At 40.2% G+C, this 20,664-nt stretch carries 11 protein-coding genes; 1 reads left to right on the top strand and 10 read right to left on the bottom strand.

What is annotated here, in order from left to right; genetic code table 11:
• Positions 1-14: 14 nt before the first annotated feature.
• Both feoB and PL_RS17425 read right to left on the bottom strand, forming a co-directional pair.
• On the bottom strand, positions 15-2,132 hold the full coding sequence (feoB, locus tag PL_RS17430; protein WP_041879858.1) for a ferrous iron transport protein B: 2,118 nt from the start codon (positions 2,130-2,132) through the stop codon (positions 15-17).
• Between the two features lie 7 nt (positions 2,133-2,139).
• Positions 2,140-2,355 carry a FeoA family protein gene (locus PL_RS17425; protein WP_041879861.1) on the bottom strand — a complete coding sequence of 72 codons (216 nt, stop codon included), beginning with the start codon at positions 2,353-2,355 and terminating at the stop codon, positions 2,140-2,142.
• 134 nt (positions 2,356-2,489) lie between these two features.
• On the opposite strand from PL_RS17425, the gene PL_RS17420 reads away from it, so the two are divergent.
• The gene (locus PL_RS17420; protein ID WP_052496128.1) at positions 2,490-3,242 is read left to right on the top strand and encodes a pentapeptide repeat-containing protein; all 753 of its coding nucleotides are present in this window, start codon (positions 2,490-2,492) and stop codon (positions 3,240-3,242) included.
• A 43-nt stretch (positions 3,243-3,285) separates the two neighbouring features.
• Here PL_RS17420 and PL_RS17415 read toward each other — a convergent pair whose 3' ends face one another.
• From PL_RS17415 to gatA, 8 genes are all read right to left on the bottom strand, one after another.
• Positions 3,286-6,108, bottom strand: coding sequence for an outer membrane beta-barrel family protein (locus tag PL_RS17415; RefSeq protein ID WP_235324465.1), 2,823 nt, complete (start codon positions 6,106-6,108; stop codon positions 3,286-3,288).
• 268 nt (positions 6,109-6,376) lie between these two features.
• Positions 6,377-6,784, bottom strand: coding sequence for a VanZ family protein (locus PL_RS17410; protein ID WP_052496129.1), 408 nt, complete (start codon positions 6,782-6,784; stop codon positions 6,377-6,379).
• Positions 6,785-6,787: 3 nt separating this feature from the next.
• The gene (gene gcvH, locus PL_RS17405) at positions 6,788-7,168 is read right to left on the bottom strand and encodes a glycine cleavage system protein GcvH (protein ID WP_041879866.1); all 381 of its coding nucleotides are present in this window, start codon (positions 7,166-7,168) and stop codon (positions 6,788-6,790) included.
• A 339-nt stretch (positions 7,169-7,507) separates the two neighbouring features.
• Complete coding sequence (sprA, locus tag PL_RS17400) at positions 7,508-14,680, bottom strand: cell surface protein SprA (protein ID WP_041878117.1); 7,173 nt, start codon at positions 14,678-14,680, stop codon at positions 7,508-7,510.
• 18 nt (positions 14,681-14,698) lie between these two features.
• Positions 14,699-15,283: a Holliday junction branch migration protein RuvA gene (gene ruvA, locus PL_RS17395; protein WP_041878115.1), complete on the bottom strand. Its 585-nt coding sequence runs from the start codon at positions 15,281-15,283 to the stop codon at positions 14,699-14,701.
• Between the two features lie 5 nt (positions 15,284-15,288).
• Positions 15,289-17,604 carry an NADP-dependent malic enzyme gene (locus tag PL_RS17390; RefSeq protein ID WP_041878114.1) on the bottom strand — a complete coding sequence of 772 codons (2,316 nt, stop codon included), beginning with the start codon at positions 17,602-17,604 and terminating at the stop codon, positions 15,289-15,291.
• A 247-nt stretch (positions 17,605-17,851) separates the two neighbouring features.
• The gene (locus PL_RS17385) at positions 17,852-19,180 is read right to left on the bottom strand and encodes a lytic transglycosylase domain-containing protein (RefSeq protein WP_082035796.1); all 1,329 of its coding nucleotides are present in this window, start codon (positions 19,178-19,180) and stop codon (positions 17,852-17,854) included.
• Positions 19,181-19,217: 37 nt separating this feature from the next.
• Entirely contained in the window at positions 19,218-20,654 is a 1,437-nt protein-coding gene (gene gatA, locus PL_RS17380) for an Asp-tRNA(Asn)/Glu-tRNA(Gln) amidotransferase subunit GatA (RefSeq protein WP_041878112.1), read from the bottom strand.
• Positions 20,655-20,664: the final 10 nt, after the last annotated feature.

Genomic DNA, 20,664 nt, shown 5'->3' with positions numbered 1-20,664 from the left:
CTAAGATAAAGAATTTACTTTAAAAACTGATAGGCTATTAAACTGGCAACATAGGCCATAGCAGTCATATAGACCATTTGTATAGCAGGCCATTTCCATGATTTGGTTTCTCTGTAAACTACCGCAACGGTACTCATACACTGCATTGCAAAAGCATAAAACAGCATCAGTGCAAATCCGGTAGCAAAAGTAAAGACAGGCAATCCTGTACCAGGATTTCTGGCTTCCCTCATTTTATCCCTTATCGTGCCTGTATTCTCTTCTCCGTTTTCCACACTGTAAATAGTCGCCATCGTACCTACAAATGCTTCTCTGGCCGCAAAAGAGGTAATCAGTGCAATACCTATCTTCCAGTCAAACCCCAGGGGTTTAATTACCGGCTCTATCGTGCGACCAAGGATACCTGCATAAGAGTTCTCCAGTTTTTCAGCCGACTTGTCTCTTTCCAGTGTACTGATCTGTACACTATCCTTCTTCAGCTCAATCTCCGCATATTTCTTTTCTATTTTTTCAAAACGGGACACAGGACCATAAGTGGACATTACCCATAGCACTATAGAGATGGCAATAATTACCTTACCCGCTTCCAATACGAAAGTTTTAGACTTCTCGAACATCGTGAACAGCACGTTACCCCACCTTGGCATCCTGTAAACAGGCAGTTCCATAATAAAGTATGATTTCTCCGTAGCTTTGATGATAAATTTCATAACAAAAGCCACTATCACCGCAGCAAAAATACTGATCAGGTACATTCCCATCAGTGCCAGGGCCTGCATACTGATAACCCCGAATAATTTAGTATCAGGAATAATCAGAGAGATCAGTAAAGTATAAACAGGCAGTCTGGCCGAGCAGCTCACTAAAGGAGAGACCATAATCGTGATGATTCTGTCTTTCCAGTTTTCAATGGTTCGCGCACTCATAATAGAAGGGACAGCACAGGCAAAACTACCTATCATCGGTACAACCGACTTTCCGCTCATCCCAAACTTCCTCATGATTTTATCCATCATAAAGGTTACCCTGGCCATATATCCGGTATCTTCCAGTATAGAAATCAGTGCAAATAAGATAGCAATCTGCGGGATAAATACGACTATACCACCTAATCCTGCCACTACCCCATCCAGTAAAAGATTAGTTAACACCCCATCAGGAAGATATTCATGTCCTGTTTTAGCTATCCATCCGAACAGGCTTTCGATAAGCTCCATTGGATAAGCAGACCATGAGAAAATGGCATTAAAAATAAAGAACAGAATAAAGATGAAAATAAAGAATCCCCAAAAACGATTAGTTAAAACGGAGTCAATCCTGTCACTGAATGCAAATTTCTTCAATGCTCCCGTATCCTCAATCACACCGGATAATACAGTACTTAAATATCTGTAACGGGCAATTGTTTCTGCAGCCTGTAATTTTGAAGATTCAAAACCATGTGTTTTTCTGATCTGCTCAAACTGACGGTGTTGCTCAGCAGTATAAATATCCAGATGTTCATGCTGATGAAGGACCTGCAACGCAAAATAATCGTTATCAGTGCCCAGAGCAGTTTTCGCTTCATTGATAGCGGCAGCTGCCAGTACGTTCACATCTGTTCCCTCTACCTGCGTAGGTATATTTGTTGTATTGGCAATTGCTTTTTTCAGTTCATCCAGCCCTGTTTTACTTCTTGCAGAGATGGATACAACCTGTACCCCAAGACGTGCAGAAAGTTCATCAATATGAATACTGATTCCTTCCTTTTTAGCCATATCCGTCATATTTAATGCTAATACTACAGGAATTTGCAAGTCAGCAACCTGTGAATAAAGCAATAAATTTCTGCGCAGGTTAGTAGCATCAGCAACCAGTACAACCAGATCAGGATGACTTATATTTTTCCGGTCAGCAAGTACCTGAAAGACGATACTCTCATCCTTGCTTTTTGGATATAAACTATAGGTTCCGGGCAGGTCAATTATTTCAGCCTGCTGAGTAGCAGAAACTTTGCAGAAACCAGTTTTCTTATCAACGGTAATACCCGGAAAGTTTCCAATCTTTTGGTTTAGCCCGGTAAGTAAGTTAAACAGCGTTGATTTTCCCGTATTCGGATTACCAACTAACGCAATTTTTAGTGTAGCAGCCAAGATTTATCTAAGAAATTATAATAACAGAAGCTTCGTTTTTACGCAAACAAAGTTGATATCCCGCAACGCGGATAGCCATTGGATCTCCCAGTGGCGCGAAACGCTCAACCTCCACAACTTCACCAGGTAAACAACCCATTTCCATTAATTTTACTGACATCTCTAAGTCCGTAAAAGCTACAATAGTACCACGTTCTCCTGGATTTAACTGCGAAAGGTTCATATCTTTAATTATGCCGCAATGTACCCTTTATCAATAATAAATCCAAATAAAGCCTATGTTGTGACACCTTTAATACATTATCCGGCAGTTTATACGTTTTCCATTTACTGAATTGATACTTAATCAATAGCACTATGACAAAAACGGAACTTAAAAACAGATTTACCGGAGCAGTATTATTTTCTTCTGTTAATCCTGACGACACTGTAAACACCACCATACAAAAAGCAGTTGAACAGGCAACTGATCTGAGTTTCGTCAACTTCAGTAATCTGAACCTGAGTGAAACAAATCTCTCCGAAGCAAATCTTAATGGTGCAGATCTGCTTCGTACAAACCTTAGCAATGCAAACCTCAGTGGAGCAATGCTGAGCTGTGCAAATCTGACTGACCCGGAAACTTATAAAAAAAACGGAAAAGCAAATTTCATTTATGCGAACCTCAGTGGTGCAAATTTAAGCGGTGCAAACCTTCGTAATGTTGATTTTCACGGTGCAAACCTGAGTGAAGCTAACTTTAACGGAGCAAATCTATCTGGTGCACTTTTCAGTAATGCAATTTTAAAAGACACAGACCTGAGCAGTGCAAATCTTTCTGAGATTAAAGAAGACGTATTCAGGCTTCTCTCTCTCACCGGTAATAAAATTGAGTGTGTTAAGACGGCTTTGTTAACCGGAAATTTTGATGAGCCCTCTTATATTGGAAACTATAGCTTTCTGATGGATGTCATTACTGGTGCAAGACAAGATAAACACCAGAATACACCAGCCAACATTTTCAATGCTGCACAATGCTGGCTGATGGGAATAAACAAAGGAGACACTCCGGAAAATAATCAGATTGCTAAAATCACTATCCGGTGGATTGACGAATATTTATCCAGATAAGTAAAAAAGCCTGCCAGTTTGAAAATACTGACAGGCCTTTTTTTTACTCCCCTCCTCTTCCTCTTCCGTAACCCCGGCCGCCGCCACCGCCGCCGCCCATTCCCGGCATCTGCATATCACTCTGCATCGTTTTTCCTCCCATCCGGCTTAGCGAATAAGTAAACGAGAACATATAATATCTTTTCAGTACATTATATCTCAAATCTGTAATTGTGTTATTACTTGAAGTTCTGGAGATCCCCTGATTCTGATTCAGCGCATCATTCACTGCAAACTTAAACGTTCCCCTGTTTTTGAAAAACTGTTTGCTCACATATCCGTTCATGATCGTAAAGTTCGTATCATAACCTTCCCCTCTTCCTGTGTTCTGAAAATAATCAACATTTACAGCAAGACGGATATTTCCCGGAAACATATAACTCACATCAATAGCAGGATTTAAAGTATAATAAGTCGTATTCGCGCTGGACTGTGCCGAATAAGTTGCCCTGTTCAGTGATCCCGCAATACTTGCTGTCAGATCCAGTTTATCCATTGAAGAAACCAGTCTGTATTTATTTGTGATCGATAAATCGTTCGTGATATTTTGAATGGAGTTAGTAAAATTCACACCTCTGGCATAACTGCCACCAAGATCTATGTTCAGATTCAGTTTGTTCTCTTTTATAATTGGCACCCCAAGTGAAGAGCCCAATGTACCCTGATAAACACCACCCACGTTCACCGGAACAACAGCGATCTTTCCGAAATTCGGGTCATTCGGATCATTAATCAGCATACTGTTATTTCCAAAAGCATTAAAAGTCTGGCTGATGTTGGCAAAGATGAACAGAGACCTGAATTTAGCAAAGTCAAAATTATTATATAATACAGTCAGGTTATTAGTGAACGAAGGTTTTAAACCAGGGTTACCGATTGGAATAGTCTGCGTATTGGTATTATCAGGTATAGGCTGAATCTGTGCAATTGAAGGCTGAGAGGTAGTTCCGCGATATCTGAATACCAGTCTTTTGCTCTTGCTGAACTTATAACGCAGCTGGGCTGTAGGAACTATATTATAGAAATTCTGATTAATGATATTACCTGTAGTCAGATTCTCGTTTCTTCTATCTGTATTCTGGACCCCTACCCCTATATTCCAGTTATATTTTTCGGTATTCTTATTCAAACTCGCGCCAACTGCATTTGTCAGTGTTCTGTTTTCGTAAGTATTGGTATAGGTAAGATCAGGTATATCATACTGAGAAGTAACCGGGTTAAAATTATAAGTATATCTTTCGCTGTTGCTGAAATTATACATATTCTGATAATTCACTTCCAGATTGAGTGTTTTGCTGACCGGCTCGGTATAAACCAATCTTGAAGTATTGCTGATGGCGTGACTATTCTGATTGTTCAGCTGGTTGGTCACATCATTGGTTACCAGGTCACCCTGAGTGGTGACATTATTGATCTCGTTATTGATTTTAGCGTCGTTATCATTGATATTCGTATTCACGTTCAATGATAAAGTACGCCCCTTTTTAGCGAACTTCTTCCTTAAAAGAATATTGTTGCTAATTACCGGCGAAGTAGATTTAGTATTATAACCCTGTGTTCCTACCGTCTGATAGGCACCATAATTATTTATATAATTACTATTCTGGTTTGTCCCGCTTTCCGTATAAGTAATGTTTGGCTGTACACGGATAGACGTCGTAGAGTCAATTTTGGTATCTATTAAAAAGTTAAAACGATGATTTTTACTATCAGTAGTGCTATTCAGATCCTGATTAAAAGTAGTCGTGCTGTTTCCCAGTAAATTTTGTCTGAAGCTGGTCTGATCGTTGAAAAGTGATGTTTTATTAAAGAAATAACTTGCAGTGATCTTTGTCTGGTCAGTATAAACATCTGCAAAGTTAACACCAAAAGCATTGGTCGTTGTTATCCCCTGCGGAGGAGCTCCCGATGCTGCACTAAAACGGCCACCGCCGCCACCACCGCCATTACCGATACCACCACCCCCACCAAAATTCTGCTTATTCACATTATTAAATTGTCCGATAACAGAGAACTGCTGTTCCTGGTTGAACTTATTGACATTCAGATTAACGTCATAACGATCATTAGAGCCGTAACCAACGCTCGAATTACCGAAATAACCATTTTTCTTATCCTTTTTGGTTGTTATATTGATAATTTTCTCCCTGTTACCATCATCAACTCCGGTAAACTGGGCCTGATCAGAAAGCAGGTCAATAACCTGTACTTTATCAATCATGTCTGCCGGCAGATTCTTTGTGGCCAGTAAAGGATCATTACCAAAAAAGTCTTTTCCATCTACACGTACACGCGTAACCGTTTCTCCCTGGGCTTTGATAGATCCATCTTTAGCCACATCAACACCAGGAAGCTTTTTCAGTACATCCTCTACTACGGCATTTTCCCTAACCTTATACGCTCCCGCGCTATACTCAACAGTATCAGTCTTGACTACGACCGGAGTTACCACCCCTTTAATGACTACCGTATTTAAGTTTAAACCGGTATTTTCCATAGCCAGCGTACCTACATTGACCGAGGGGGCCGAAGCCGTTATCGTAAATTCTTTACTGACATTGTTTAAGCCAAGATAGGCGACTGTAAGTCTGTAAGGTCCCGGAGCCAGTCCTTTAATAGCAAAGGAGCCGTCAGTTTCTGTATTAATGACTCCTGCAACACTGGAGTCTTTAAGACTTTTAACCGCTACTGAAGCATAATCTACGGGTAGTTTATCTTTTGCATTAACGACCTTTCCGCTTACGGAGCCGTTTTTCACTTGTGCATACGAAGAAACGCTGAAAAGGAGGAATACGATCAGCAGAAGGTTTTTTGTAAAAGTCATCATTTAAGGTAGCTTGTTTCTATTTTCTCCCTATCTGACTCTATAAATGTTAAATGGTTTGTTTTGCGTATTAAAAGAAGGGTAACATTTTAAATACATGCATTTATGCGGCTTAAAGAACCGATAAAATCTTTTAATATCTGGTATAAATCAGGAGTTATGTCTGTTCTTCTCCTGCATAGGAGCAGAATAACTCACTTTCGGGCAGTGGCACCCTGGTTTAAAAATACTGCAGCTGCTAAGCAACCCTATCGCTAATAAAAACAGAATACTAACTTTCCTTTTCATTATAGTTGGATTTATTTAAAAACACATAAGCAAATATACCCATAAATACCCCGATCATATCCGACCCCAGATCCCACCATTCTGCAGATCTGTAGGTAAAGAATCTGAGTTGTATCAGTTCAATTGCTCCTCCCAGTGCGAAAGTAAGCAACAGGATTTTGAAGACAGTTAAAATACCAAAATTATAGCTGCGCTGATTTTTGGTTTCACCGTAAAACAATAGAATAGTTAACACAAAGAAAAAGCCTAAATGGACCATCTTATCAAATCCTGTAAAGAAAAAGCCCGATTCACCAATTGAATCAGGCATTTTCATTGTACAAAGGATTAATATAAACACCGTCCATAAAAGGGCAAGGCGTTGTTGTGAAAATACTTTGATTTTATTCATTTATTAAGCACCAACTAAAGTCTGGTAAGCAGCAGCATCTAACAATTCAGCTACCTGAGCAGCATCAGTAAGTGTTACTTTTACCATCCAGCCTTCTCCGTAAGGATCAGTATTCACTAATTCCGGACTATCGTTCAATGCAGCATTAATTTCTAATACAGTAGCAGTAACAGGCATAAATAAATCTGAAACTGTTTTAACAGCTTCAACACTGCCAAAAACATCATCTTTACTTACTTCCTCACCTACAGTATTGATATCGATATAAACGATATCACCTAATTCGCGTTGTGCGAAGTCAGTTATACCAATAAAGGCTTCATTACCTTCAACTCTAACCCATTCGTGGTCTTTAGTGTACTTTAGTTCTGATGGAAAATTCATTTTTTATTCGATTTGATTGCTCAAAGGTAATTAATATCTGCTTTATACAAAACGTTAGTTTTTCATAAGTATTGTTTTGCTTTTCAATGGTCATGAATCTATCATGTGCTACTCTATTCAGTGCTTATTCGGCTGCTTTTTACTGCACATGATGGTTTCATAAGTATTGTTTTGCTTTTCAATGGTCATGAATCTATCATGTGCTACTCTATTCAGTGCTTATTCGGCTGCTTTTTACTGCACATGATGGTTTCATAAGTATTGTTTTGCTTTTCAATGGTCATGAATCTATCCTGTGCAGCCATATTCCGGTGAATATGGAGCTGCACAGGATGATGTTTAATTCAGCGTGATTCTCAGACTAAATCCAAAATTACTGAATGAAGTATTGAAAGACTGAGATGTATAAGGTTTGGTAATGTTTGAATCATAGAAAACCTTAATGTTGAACCGCTGGTTCAGGATATAATCCACACTCGGTCTGTAAGTGATATTCTTGGCTCCCGAAGAAATCTCAGCAGTAGAGATGTCCGCTCTGTAAATCACTGTTTTGTTATCCCTGATAGAAATATCCAGTTTGAAATCCATATTATTATCCATTTTCATTTGTTTGAACAAACCAAAAGGGAACCTGAATTTAGTAGTCCGGTAACCAATTCCAAAAACCAGGTTATTCTCAGATAACTGCGCAAGCTGACTGTTAGCCAGACTCAGTCCCAGTAAACGGGTTCTGCCCATCTCAAAATTGGCCGTAAGGTTATTTTTCAAACGGGTGTCAATTCCAATCAGCGGAGCAAACTGCTCGGCAATCGTAACCTGTGAATACTGATAAAAAGGAAGGAAGTTTTTATCGTCAGCCCTGCTGCTTACAAAGCCATCAGTTTCCTGATAACGAATCAGAGAATTAAAGCCATTCACACTATAGATAGAGCGGTATGAATGTCTTAAATCAATAGATTTAAAATAATCCCCAAGGAAGTTCCATCTGGTTAATCCACCATAATTAATCCGCCAGTTAGGCAATGGAATTTTAGGCAATGAATTCAGGCTGACCTTAGCCGCATCCTGCCCCGTATAAGCTGCAATGAATGAAGATATAATTACATCCTGAGAATTTTTATCGTAACCATCAGCAAAGCCGCCGGATACTCCCTGAGAGTTCGGGTTTAATGCACCTAAACGCTGTGAAATAACAGACCTGTTGGCCATAAACTGGCTGAACAGTTTAGAAAACGTAGTCCCTGGATTTTCAGAAAATGCTGTTCCCAGAGTGATAAACGAGATACTGTAATCTCCCATGGTAGAAGGGCTCAGATTACGGAAGGCCTGACTAGTATTATCATACCTGAAATTGGTAGAATAATTCATCGTCCTGTTTTTATTGGCCGTCAGTGTAATTCTGAAATCGCGGAAAGGCTCCAGCACACTGGTTATACTTAAGTCCTCTCTCATGGTATTTACATATAATTTGGTTTGCAGAGTATCCCTGGTAATCCATCCGTTATTGATAGCCATATCCCTGATGTCACGCTGACTGCCAAATACAAAACCAAGCCCCGGTGCACCAGAAAACTTATCAATTCCAAAATAATCAGTTGTAGGTAAATAACCCGGCAGGAATATCCCCTTGGTCTGTGTATAGGCCGCATTAATATTCTTGATACTGGTTAACAGACTTAGCAGGATACCCGGTCCCCCTTCATCATTTTTAGCTCTTCTTAACGCACCGAATTTATTATACAGACTCGTAAAATTCAGCGTCGGATTGATCTGAACTGTTCTTGCATTCTGAATTGTATTTCCAAGATTGATCAGTGGATCTCTCAGTGTGGAAAGCGGTTCTGTCTGCCAGCTGAAGTTGGTTCCATAACGTGTAGCCACATTAATCCAGTCCAGTCCCGGGATCTTATTGATTGGCAGCGCATAGGTAATATTCATATTATGGCTGTAATCAGTAGTACGTCCCAGACGCAGCAGATTCTGCCATACCGTATCTCTTTTCAGTCCATTAATACGACCTTCAGGTTCATCTATTATCGAGTAATTTGTTGCATCAAAATCAAGAGTCAGTGATTTGGTCAGGTTCCATGAAATTGCATAGACCCTGGTGATCAGAAAGTTTTTATTGTAGGTCGTATTGATCGGGATGGTATTGCCCGGATCATTATTTCTCAGACTGTTCTCTGAATAAAAACGGTTCACATCAATTCTGAAATTAATGGCTGTTGGCATCGGACTAAAATTAATATCCTTTAATATGGTCAGCAGATTCGATTTGATCAGTTTATCAAAAGGTCTGTAATTTTTTGACCGTCCGGAATAATTATAAGCCAGGGAACCAAAATATGTTTTCTGTATCGAGCTTTCATTGATAAAATCATGATGCAGGATTTTAGTATACGAGTACGTTCCGCTAAAGTTCTCTATATCCCAGAGCTTAGGTGTTTTTGTTGGATCAGTACGTTCTTTATGCACATTCGTAAAGTTGACACTATTACGCGTGGTATAATCCTGTGCATATTCCAGTATAGCTTTTTTCTCCTCAGCAGATGCATTCTTTAAGGAAGTTTTCAATTCTATATCCGGCATTCTCGGATCATACTGAGGGGTACTTACCTGTTTGGAATAACTGATATAGGTTGGAATTTTTATACCGGATTTTTTAGGGAAGAATTTACCCAGCTCCATACTTGAAGAAATATCAAAGAAAGTATTATCAGACCTGTTTCTTTCACTGACTCTTTTATCCAGTGAACCAAAACCTATAGTCGATTTACTTCCGGAAATATTAACCTCGGCAAAATCAGCAAGCTGTGCATTCATTCTCGCTGCCGCAGCCCAACCGCCCCGTTCATCAAATTCAGTTAACCTGAGCTCATTAAACCAGACCTGTCCGGTTTTATCCAGACCATCATCCATACCCGGAGCCGAAACAATCTTTAAAGGATTTTTCACACCGAGCATATATACCTTCACCTGACTCATATCCGGTTGTCCCTTGATGGTAATGGTCTTGCCATCGATCACATAAGAGAAAGGCTTGGTTATATCCCACATCCCCCCGGTTGGTCCGGTAGCTCTGTTACGGGCAAGTTTGATATCCTGGAAAAGAGATAGCTGAATATCTATTTTATTGGCATCCGGCCAGATCGCATAAGGATCACTGGTATTAGGCTGTGTAACCACCAGTGGCTGTGAATATTCATAATAGTTATCCTGATTATCAGTTCCGATACGGATAAATGCACTCAGGTCTCCATTATTAACCACCGTATTACCCAAAGCTTCCAGATGGACAAACATTTCAAGTCTCTTGTATGATCTGAAATCATTTAAGGCAGTTTTAAAAGTTGCACGCCCATAACCATCACGCAGATTTCTGACAATGAAAGACAGTGACTGCTCATTTAACCTGGTATTGGTTCTGTAATTATTGAAATCCAGTTCTCTCTGAATACCCGGCGGAACCACATAAGGAATAGGAGAACGTTTTCCATTTTCCTCAATATTTACCGTACTGATTTCGATAGTTGAGTTATCAGGAGTAACCGTATTATTCAGCGCCGGATCAGTGATCAGCTGAGTACCGATATTCTGATCATTATATTTTCTCCATTCCCCTCTTACCAGCTGAATTTTGGCAAATCTTAAAATGGTGGTATCCTCAAAATTAGTCAGGAACATTCTGAAAAATCTGATGGATTTAAAGTCCTGTATGTTTCCTACTTTTTGCTGATAATCTGACAAAGGGATACGGATCTGATACCAGGTAACAGGCTGTGTTTGTCCGTTAGCCAGTTTCACCTGTGAAGTTACCGCATCAGTCACATAGTTTTTTCCAACTTCAAGGTCACCTTTACGCATAGACACCTTGTACTGAAAATACTCATCAGACTGTGTCATGTTATTATCCCTGTTTACATCTTCACCATCCGGCAGAGAAGTAGATGCAGAATTATCAATTCCCAGTTCCTGTAAAGATTGCTGAGATGTTTTTGAGTTGCCGTCTGTTCCGTTATATTTCTCATAGCGCTTCAGGATTCCTGCATTTTCCTGATCCAGCTGAGGGCCTCTGAAATAAGTATAGTTATCAGAACTTGGGTCACCTCTTAATTCACCTGCTGCTGCCGGAGTCAGTTGCGGTACAATCTGACTGATCACCGGGGCAAACTTATTTTGCTCATCGTTATCACCCAATCCGTCCAAACCAACATCCTGCGCTCTGCGGGCAGCCGGATCATTATCAAATGCCTGAACTACGGGTTGTAACTTGGGAACTCTTCCCCAGGCTGTTTCATCAAATTTTGCCGGATCACCATCAGCCGGAAGACCATTTTCCAGTGATTTTCTTCCGTCTTTCAGAATATCTTCTGAGATATTACCAATGTTAAAATACAGATCCCCTCCAGTACCATTAGTCTTATAGATATTAGGGTCCATCACCCACAGCTCTATATACTCAATATTTAAGGCCTGGAAATCGTTGGTTTCAATTCTTCTGAATATTCCACCCCAGCGTGATCTGGGATTCAATAAATCACCATTACTGTTAAAACCACTGGTCGCATAATTATAAGGTCCGCGTTTAGTCGGATAAAATGCAAGATTCAGGGTAGGTAATGAAACCGCCTGACCTGTCGGAGTTTCTTTGAACGGAAAAACTTCCTGCTCTATAATCTCTCTGACATAGTGATTCGATAATTCTGTTTTGTTATTCCTTAAACTATTGGGAATATTCGAAGCCGTTCTGTTATAAAATGTAGGATCGATATTATAAAAAGCCAGTCTGGCCCTGTTATATCCATAAGCCAGGTTATTGGTTAACTCTGCTTCCTGAAAAAGCTGCGGCGTACCTGAAATCTGCCAGGCAATTGCACTCTTTAAATCAATTACAGAACGTGAAGCTTCAAAGTCATCCAGATAACTTACCCCGCCTTTATCTCCGGCACTGTTTAACGCTTTGGGATGGCCCGGTACCAGCTGGGCAAACTCTCCTGAGAAAGAGAATTTTGAAGGTGCCTTGGTTGAAATAAATGGCAGGCGATCAACCATTTTTGTTAAAAACCTTGAGGAAGTACTATAGTTCAGATCCATACCCCAGATCGTATTGGAGATTGGTTCTTCACCTATATTAACTTTTGGAGTTAACGGCTTCTCGGAAAGGTTCATATAAGTTGCCCCTAAATTCAGCTTGTTGTTAACCTTATAGTCCAGCCTGGTTCCAAACAAAGAACGCTGCTGCAAACCAAATAATTCATTGTTCTCTGTTGTAATCCTGATGGCCTGACCGGAAAGTAATACACCCGTATTAATAATTCTTACCCTTCCACCCTGATAATCCACGGTAAAATCAACACCTTCCTGAAGCGGAATAGTACCTGAAAACACTTTTACAGATCCTTCCGGAACATTAATGGAGTTCAGGCTGAACTCCGAGGCTACCTGTGACTGATATACCCCTTTAATAATATACCGGTTCTGTTTGGTGAAAAGCTGCTGCGCCACGACCTTTGTAGAGTCATATAATGCAGTATAAGTATACTTATCAATCAGGTTCTGTTCTCCCGGACTAAACTGAGCTGCCAGATCTCTTCCAAATGGCTCTATTACCGGAAATATAATACGTCCGTTCAGCGGATCTATCGTGATATAACCCTTGCTCATATTAGTTGCAAAAGCAGCCATTCCACCATTCCCGTTAGTGCCGGTATTGCCTATATTTCCAATACTGCCAACAGAAGTTGGTGCAATACCACTGGTTGTACTGGTAAACGGTTTATCTTCTGCCTGGAAATCAAATACTCCATCCGGTTTACGGTCATTCTGCTGGTTCAGCCTGTCTAACCCGGTCAGGTTGATCCACAATTTATTCATGGTATTCATTCCTTCTGACATGACAGGTCTTTCAATACCACTTTCATTATCCAGACGGAAGATATCCAGTTTAAAGTTTTGAGGGCTGATCTGGTAACCACCGATAGAATAGATGTTTTTCATCATCAGATTCCAGGTTGGCAGATTCGTTTTGGTCGTTTCGTTTTTTAGTAATTTTGCAAAAAGAACTTTTGGATTGGCCGGATCAAAAGGTACATCAGTTGAAAATTCACCCACCTGATATTCCACACCGTTGTAGGTATAACGGAAAACTACCGCCAGAACCTCATCAGAATTCAATGCATTGTTCAGGGAAACATATCCCAGCTGAGAATGAAAAGTATATTCCCTGTCCTGCAGTTTACGGGCATAGGTTAACTTGGCATAGTTATCCGTTCCTTTATTAGCCTGAAAATAAGAAATAACATCGTTTGAATTAGTTTGTCTGGCTCCCGGAGGTAACTTACTCAGGATATCGTTAGACTGTCTTACACCCTGAAGGACAAATCCTGATGGTGCTGCAGAATAGGCTGATCCGCCTGTGAATAAAGCATTATAAGGTTGATTTTCTCCAAGATCCATTAAACCTAAAACGTCTCTTGAATCCTGCGTATTTCCGGTCTTATTCGTAATCCACACCTCTACCTTGGTAATGTTTACACCCGATAACAGATTGGGTGCATTCATCATGGCTTTGTTATAGTTATCCCTGAAGAATTTTGCTAAGAAATAATGTTTGTTTGCTTCATAATTATCACCTCCCAGCCGGTACTCATTATGCTGGGCCCCATTACTGATCTGCAGTTCCCTGGATTGTGACTTCTGCTGGGTAAAGACAGTGGTTACATTCAGTTTTCCAAACTGTAATTGTGTCTTCACCCCAAAAAGGGCCTGCGTCCCGGTAATCAGTGAAGTACTTAAAGGCAGACTTACGTTACCAGCTTCTATTTTCTTGATAATATCATCTTCCCCACCTGTATAATCCAGCTTGATCTGATTCTCAAAATCAAATTGAGCTTCGGTATTATAATTCATATTGAGCTTTAATTTCGTTCCGATGTTTCCTACCAGATCCATCTGAATTCTCTGGTTGAAATCGAAATTGCTCTGCACTCTCTGCTGTTCGTTAAACAGCGGATTTTCATTTTTATTTCTGCGGCCTAAAAAGGTTAATTCTGCTTCACCTCTGGGCTGTATACTGATCTGATTGCCTCCGAATATTTTTTCAAATGCAGGATTATTGACAGTCAGACTTGGAATTACCCCTGTCTGACGTATCTCATTTGCCTCTGCGTTGGAAATTATACGCCAGTTATCCCTTTTAATTTCAGAATTGACCAGGCGCTGGTATTCTTCTATAGTCAGATACTGAGGAGGATTAAAATATCTGCCGCCTACTTTTTCTCTGATGATATAACGTTTATTTACGGCATCAAACTCCACTTCCCTTTTAATATTATCAGGTAGCGGAGAAAATGAATTATAGGGCTGACGAATCCCCAGCCGTTGTTTTTCTTTCAGCCCAAAGTTATTCCGGGTGGTATCCGCATTGCGGTCCTCCGGATTCACTTGTGAGAAAGCTTGTTGTCCCCAAAAGGAAAAAATCAGTAGAATGATTAATGTAAAAGTGTTTCTCAAAGGCCAGGTAGTTTTGTATTATAAGTTCTTTAAAGCTATTTTAATCATCTGTTCAACAGTTAAATCTTGTCCTCCATTCTTAATTGCATTGTCAATTGCTTTCTCTGCCGGTGCTTTCGCAAATCCAAGCATCGTTAATGCAGATAATGCCTCTTCTCTGACAGTATGATTCAGTGGTGCGGCTATCAGCGATCCCGTACCCTCTTTTTTCAATTTGTCCTGAAGCTCTAAAACTAAGCGCTGTGCTGATTTAACACCGATACCTTTGATACGTTGTATCAAAGGTAAATCAGCGTTTACTATAGCAGTTTGAATTTCGGCAGGCGTAATAGACGAAAGCATCATACGACCTGTATTTGGTCCGATACCGGAAACCGATATCAGGTGTAAAAACAGTCTGCGTTCTCCTTCATCTATAAAGCCGTATAAAGTATGTGCATCTTCTTTAACATGCAGCCAGACATATATTTTGCAACGCTCACTATCTCCCAGACTGCTATAGGTATTCAATGATATATTGATGTGATACCCAATACCACCAGCCTCTACCACAATATAAGCAGGACACTTAAAAGTCAGCCTGCCATCAATATAGTCATACATAATTTTTATTCTTTACTCGTTTTTCTTAATAATCCTGTTCTTTTGGGTTTTGCACCCGCCTGTTTTCCCTGTACATCCAGTACAGCGATAGTCACCATATTCACAATCTCCCTTACCGAACTTCCAAGCTGCACAATGTGCACCGGCTTTTTCAGCCCCAGTAATATTGGTCCTACAGCTTCGGCTTCACCTAATTCCTGTAATAATTTATAGGCAATATTTCCTGATTCCAAATTTGGAAAAACCAGTGTATTCGCCGGGCTTTCCGCTAATCTACTAAAAGGAAAGTTATCTTTTAATAATGAATTGCTAATTGCAAAATTTGCCTGCATTTCTCCATCTACAAGAATTTCAGGATGCTTGTCATGCAATATTTTTACTGCCTGTCTTACTTTCTGGGGAACAACACCATCATTAGAACCAAAGTTAGAGTAAGAAAGTAAAGCAATTCTTGGTTGTATATTAAATTTAGCTACAGAACGTTCCAGCAGCAAAGTCAGATCGACCAGTTCCTGTACAGTAGGATCAACATTTACGGTAGTATCTCCAAAGAAAACCGGCCCCTTCTTGGTCATCATCATATACATTCCGGCAACCCTGTTCACTCCTGCTTCAGTTCCTATAATCTGCAGTGCAGGTTTAATTGTTGAAGCATAGTTTTTAGTCAGTCCTGAAATCATCGCATCAGCCTCACCAAATTCTACCATCGAAGACCCAAAATAATTCCTGTCACGCATTAATTTAGTAGCCTCAAAAAGGGTAATACCCTTACGCTGTCTTTTCTGATACAGTGATTCTGAATACTTAGCCATACGTTCAGGCTCCTGGAAAGGATCGATAATCAATACGCCTTCCAGCTCCAGCGCTGTTTCTTCAATAATTTGCTGAATAACCTCTTTATTACCCAGTAAAATTGGGATAGCTATGTTTTCATCCTTAACAATCTGCGCAGCTTTTAAAATCTTATAGTTATCTGCCTCAGCAAAAACCACACGTTTAGGATCAGATTTAGCTTTATTCGTGATCGCACGCATAATGGCATCATCGCCACCCAGCCTTTGTTTCAGTTCTTCTGCGTAAGCGTCCCAGTCTGTAATAATTTTACGGGCAATACCAGAATCTATAGCTGCTTTGGCTACTGCCATGGATACGTTGGTAATTAATCTCGAGTCCATTGGCTTTGGAATGATATACTCCTTACCAAATTTGATATTTCTTTCATTATAAGCCATATTAACAGCTTCCGGTACAGATTTTTTTGCCAGTTCTGCAATTGCTCTGACCGCAGCTATCTTCATTGGCTCGTTAATTCCTGTTGCTCTTACATCCAGAGCTCCTCTAAAGATATAAGGGAATCCCAGTACATTATTCACCTGGTTAGGATAATCAGAGCGGCCTGTAGCCATAATCAGATCTTTACGTGAACTGACAGCAAGCTCATAAGCTATCTCCGGATTAGGATTAGCCATTGCAAACACAATCGGATTACGGGCCATTGATTTTAACATCTCTGCAGTTACACAATCAGCAGATGACAAACCAATAAACACATCAGCATCTTTCAGTGCTTCTGCCAGTGTCGACAGATTTCTTGCAGTAGCAAATTCAGCTTTTGTAGGATCCAGGTTTTCGCGCGTATTACGGATAACCCCGGATCTGTCACACATCACCAGGTTTTCTTTTTTAGCACCCAGGGAAATATACAGACGGCTGCAGGATATTGCTGCTGCACCTGCACCATTAACCACAATCTTAATTTGAGCTATTTTCTTCTTTTGCAGTTCGCAGGCGTTCAGTAAAGCTGCTGCAGAAATAATTGCAGTACCATGCTGATCATCATGCATAACCGGAATATTCATGACCTCTTTCAGTCTGCGTTCTATTTCAAAACACTCAGGGGCTTTAATATCCTCCAGGTTAACTCCGCCGAAAGTCGGTTCAAGCGCTTTAACGATACTGACAAACTCGTCTACGTTAGTTGCATCAAGCTCCAGGTCAAACACGTCAATGTCTGCAAAAATCTTAAACAATAAGCCTTTACCTTCCATTACTGGTTTAGAGGCTTCCGGACCTATATTGCCCAGTCCCAGAACTGCTGTTCCGTTACTGATTACCGCTACCAGGTTCCCTTTAGCAGTATATTTATAAACATCTTCTTTATGATCTGCGATTTTCAGACAGGGTTCAGCTACTCCCGGAGAGTAAGCCAGTGCTAAATCTCTTTGCGAATTAGTCGGTTTGGTTGGAATAACTTCTATCTTGCCCGGCCTGCCCTGCGAATGGTAATCTAATGCATCTTGCTTCCTGTTAATTTTGCTCATACGTTTGTTTTGGATAAAAGATTCAAAGTTACAATTCTTTTAATATGCCTATAAAATAAAAACACTATGGTGTTCATAAATTTAACGCAGATTTAAAACATCTATACAAGATAGCACAACCGCTTGAAAAGCAAAATTAAACCGCCTTAATCAATGCTTTTTTTTAAGATTGCACGAAACGAATATGGATAAATATTTTAGTAATAAGATATTCTGAACAGGAATGAACAAAAAGAACGGGGCTATATTATAACCTTTCTGATGCTCCTGAGCGCGATTTTCCTTTGGCTTTATAAGAAATGTATTTCTTCCCGGATTTGCCCTCATTCACTCTGGCAATTCCTGATTTTCTGGAAACAATTAAACGCTGACCAGGAACAATATTACTTCCCTTCAGCTTATTCCATACTTTCAGATCCTGAACTTCTACATTGTACCGATCGGCAATTGCACTTAAATTCTGGCCGGCGCCAACTTTGTGATATTTAATCCCATGCCCGCTTTCTGCAGAGGCTCTCTGCTTTTTATGCAGTCTTCTGTCATCATTGGAAGCAAGAATAACCCGGGTACTGGTTTCCACGACATTGTTATTCAGCACCTCATAAATACCTGCAAAATTTGCAAGACTTACCTTGGGTATGATAATACGCTTGGGCTGATCTGCTGATCCGTTAACGATTTTTTTCTTGTAGGAAGGATTCAGCGTACATAGATCACTTTCTTCCATTGCCAGAGCCTGAGCCAGTTCTGGTAAAGAGACGAATCTGCTCACCTGTATCGTATCGGTTTTAATGGCAAATAATGATTTTTGCGCTTTAATCTGATGTTTATCAGGACAGTTCATCACATAGATCGCTGCAATAAAAGCAGGAACATAATTGCGTGTTTCCTGTGGCAGGAAAGGTCTGATTGCCCAGAAATCTCTTGAATGTGCTTTGGCAATAGCCCTGTTGACATTACCGGTACCACAGTTATAGGCAGCAATAGCCAGTAACCAGTCACCCAGTTCACGATAAGCAGCTTTAAAATAGGCCGCAGCCGCATAACTGGCCTGAATAGGATCTTTGCGTTCATCTACAAAATTATCCATGTTTAATCCATAGTCTTTGGCTGTGGAGAACATAAACTGCCATAATCCTGTCGCACCGACCCTGGATATAGCATGAGAATTCATTGAAGATTCTATGATTGGCAAAAACTTAAGTTCCGAAGGAACATCATAAGCTTTAAGTGCATTTTCAAATATCGGGAAATAGTATTCAGAAAGTCCGAGCATTTTACCCATCATATCCTTTCTGCCGCTGTAAACATCAATATAACGCTGCACTGATTCATTATAGCTCAAAGGAATTTCTCTTTGAATGGAATCCAGGCGCTTTTTATAGGCAAAATTATAATTGTAAAACAGTGGGTTTTCCAATACCTGGGGAACTGCAGTAGTATCACCTGTATATGTAGTGGACAGAAAGCTGATCGGAGAAATGGAATCCAGCCTGTTGATCTTTTGTTGTGCGCTGCTGCTGAAAGCGGCGAAGGTTAATAGACAAAATGAGAGGATAAGTACATTTCTTTTCATAGGCGGTCCTTGCAATAATGCAATTATTATCTTTGGTTTATGATCCGGGTGGAAATAAATAAGTAAAACTCTGTGACAGCGAAAGCAGGCTTCCTTCGTCAAAGTGTTTACCCATTAACTGAAGACTTAACGGTAAACCCAGCTTATTATTGCCCAGAGGGATAGCTATTGCCGGAACCCCGGTTAATGAGGCCAGTACAGTAAAAATATCGGCCATATACATCACCAGCGGATCCTGTATATTTTCACCTATTTTAAACGGTGGCGTGGGTGCAACCGGTGTAAGGATAATATCGAAATCTGTAAAAAGTGTTTCAATTTTTTCTCTGATCAGGCGTCTTACCTGCTGCGCTTTCTGATAGTATGCATCATAATATCCTGCGCTCAGTACAAAAGTACCCAGCAGGATTCTTCTTTTCACTTCTTCTCCAAAACCTTCAGCTCTGGATTTTTTATACAACTGATTCAGGTTTTCTGCCTGCAGATTACGGTGACCATAATGCACCCCATCATATCTGGAAAGATTAGAAGATGCTTCTGCTGCTGTCAGTACATAATAAGTAGGGACAAGATAGTCCAGCAGATCAAAAGACACATACTCAATCGTGTGCCCCTGTTGTTTAAACTCTTCTATTGCCTGCAGAATCGCAGTCTTAATTTCAGGATCAAGAGCTTCACTTTCCAGTGTTTCTTTTAATACAGCAATCTTTTTTGGAGAAGAGGTATTTAGTGCTGACAGATAATCCGGAACAGGCAAACGCGATACTGTACTGTCATCCTCATCAGCTCCTGCAAGTACTTCCAGCAGTAATGCAGCATCACTCACCGAAGAGGTAACCGGCCCAACCTGATCAAAGGAAGAAGCGTAGGCAATGACACCATATCTTGAAATGCGGCCGTAAGTTGGCTTTAAACCAAAACAACCACAGAATGCTGCAGGTTGTCTGACCGAACCACCAGTATCGGTGCCCAGTGCAGCTAAACACATGTCAGCCTGTACTGCTACTGCAGAACCACCCGATGAACCACCTGCTACTCTTTCAGTATCTGCGGCATTCTTTACCGGGCCGTAATAAGACGTTTCATTAGAGCCGCCCATTGCAAATTCATCACAGTTGGTTCTGCCAATGATAATGGCATCCTGTTCAATCAATCTGCTGACAACGGTAGAAGAATAAGGAGAAATAAATCCTTCAAGCATTTTTGAAGATGCAGTAGTAATATGATCCTTATAAAGAATATTATCTTTTATACCAATCACCATCCCTGCCAGTTTACCGGCTGTACCATTATTTATTTTCTGCTGAACATGAACTGCCTGTTTACTGGCAGAATCAACAAACACCTCATTGAATACATTGAGGTGTTGCTGTGTTTTTATTTGCGTAAAATAATAGTCGAGTAAATCAGGAAGATCAAGCTTTTTTTGTGCAATAAGCGCTTGTATCTCTGACAGAGAGTTATACTTCTTCAATTATAAAAAG

This window comes from Pedobacter lusitanus, from assembly GCF_040026395.1.
GTDB lineage: Bacteria > Bacteroidota > Bacteroidia > Sphingobacteriales > Sphingobacteriaceae > Pedobacter > Pedobacter lusitanus.
Note: the sequence above shows the minus strand (reverse complement) of the source record. Positions and strands in the feature narration are given on the sequence as shown.

Coding starts and splice junctions, on each gene's coding strand:
- PL_RS17425 (WP_041879861.1), bottom strand. CDS start 2,355: ATGAACCTTTCGCAGTTAAATCCAGGAGAACGTGGTACTATTGTAGCT.
- PL_RS17420 (WP_052496128.1), top strand. CDS start 2,490: ATGACAAAAACGGAACTTAAAAACAGATTTACCGGAGCAGTATTATTT.
- PL_RS17415 (WP_235324465.1), bottom strand. CDS start 6,108: ATGATGACTTTTACAAAAAACCTTCTGCTGATCGTATTCCTCCTTTTC.
- PL_RS17410 (WP_052496129.1), bottom strand. CDS start 6,784: ATGAATAAAATCAAAGTATTTTCACAACAACGCCTTGCCCTTTTATGG.
- gcvH (WP_041879866.1), bottom strand. CDS start 7,168: ATGAATTTTCCATCAGAACTAAAGTACACTAAAGACCACGAATGGGTT.
- ruvA (WP_041878115.1), bottom strand. CDS start 15,283: ATGTATGACTATATTGATGGCAGGCTGACTTTTAAGTGTCCTGCTTAT.
- PL_RS17390 (WP_041878114.1), bottom strand. CDS start 17,604: ATGAGCAAAATTAACAGGAAGCAAGATGCATTAGATTACCATTCGCAG.
- PL_RS17385 (WP_082035796.1), bottom strand. CDS start 19,180: ATGAAAAGAAATGTACTTATCCTCTCATTTTGTCTATTAACCTTCGCC.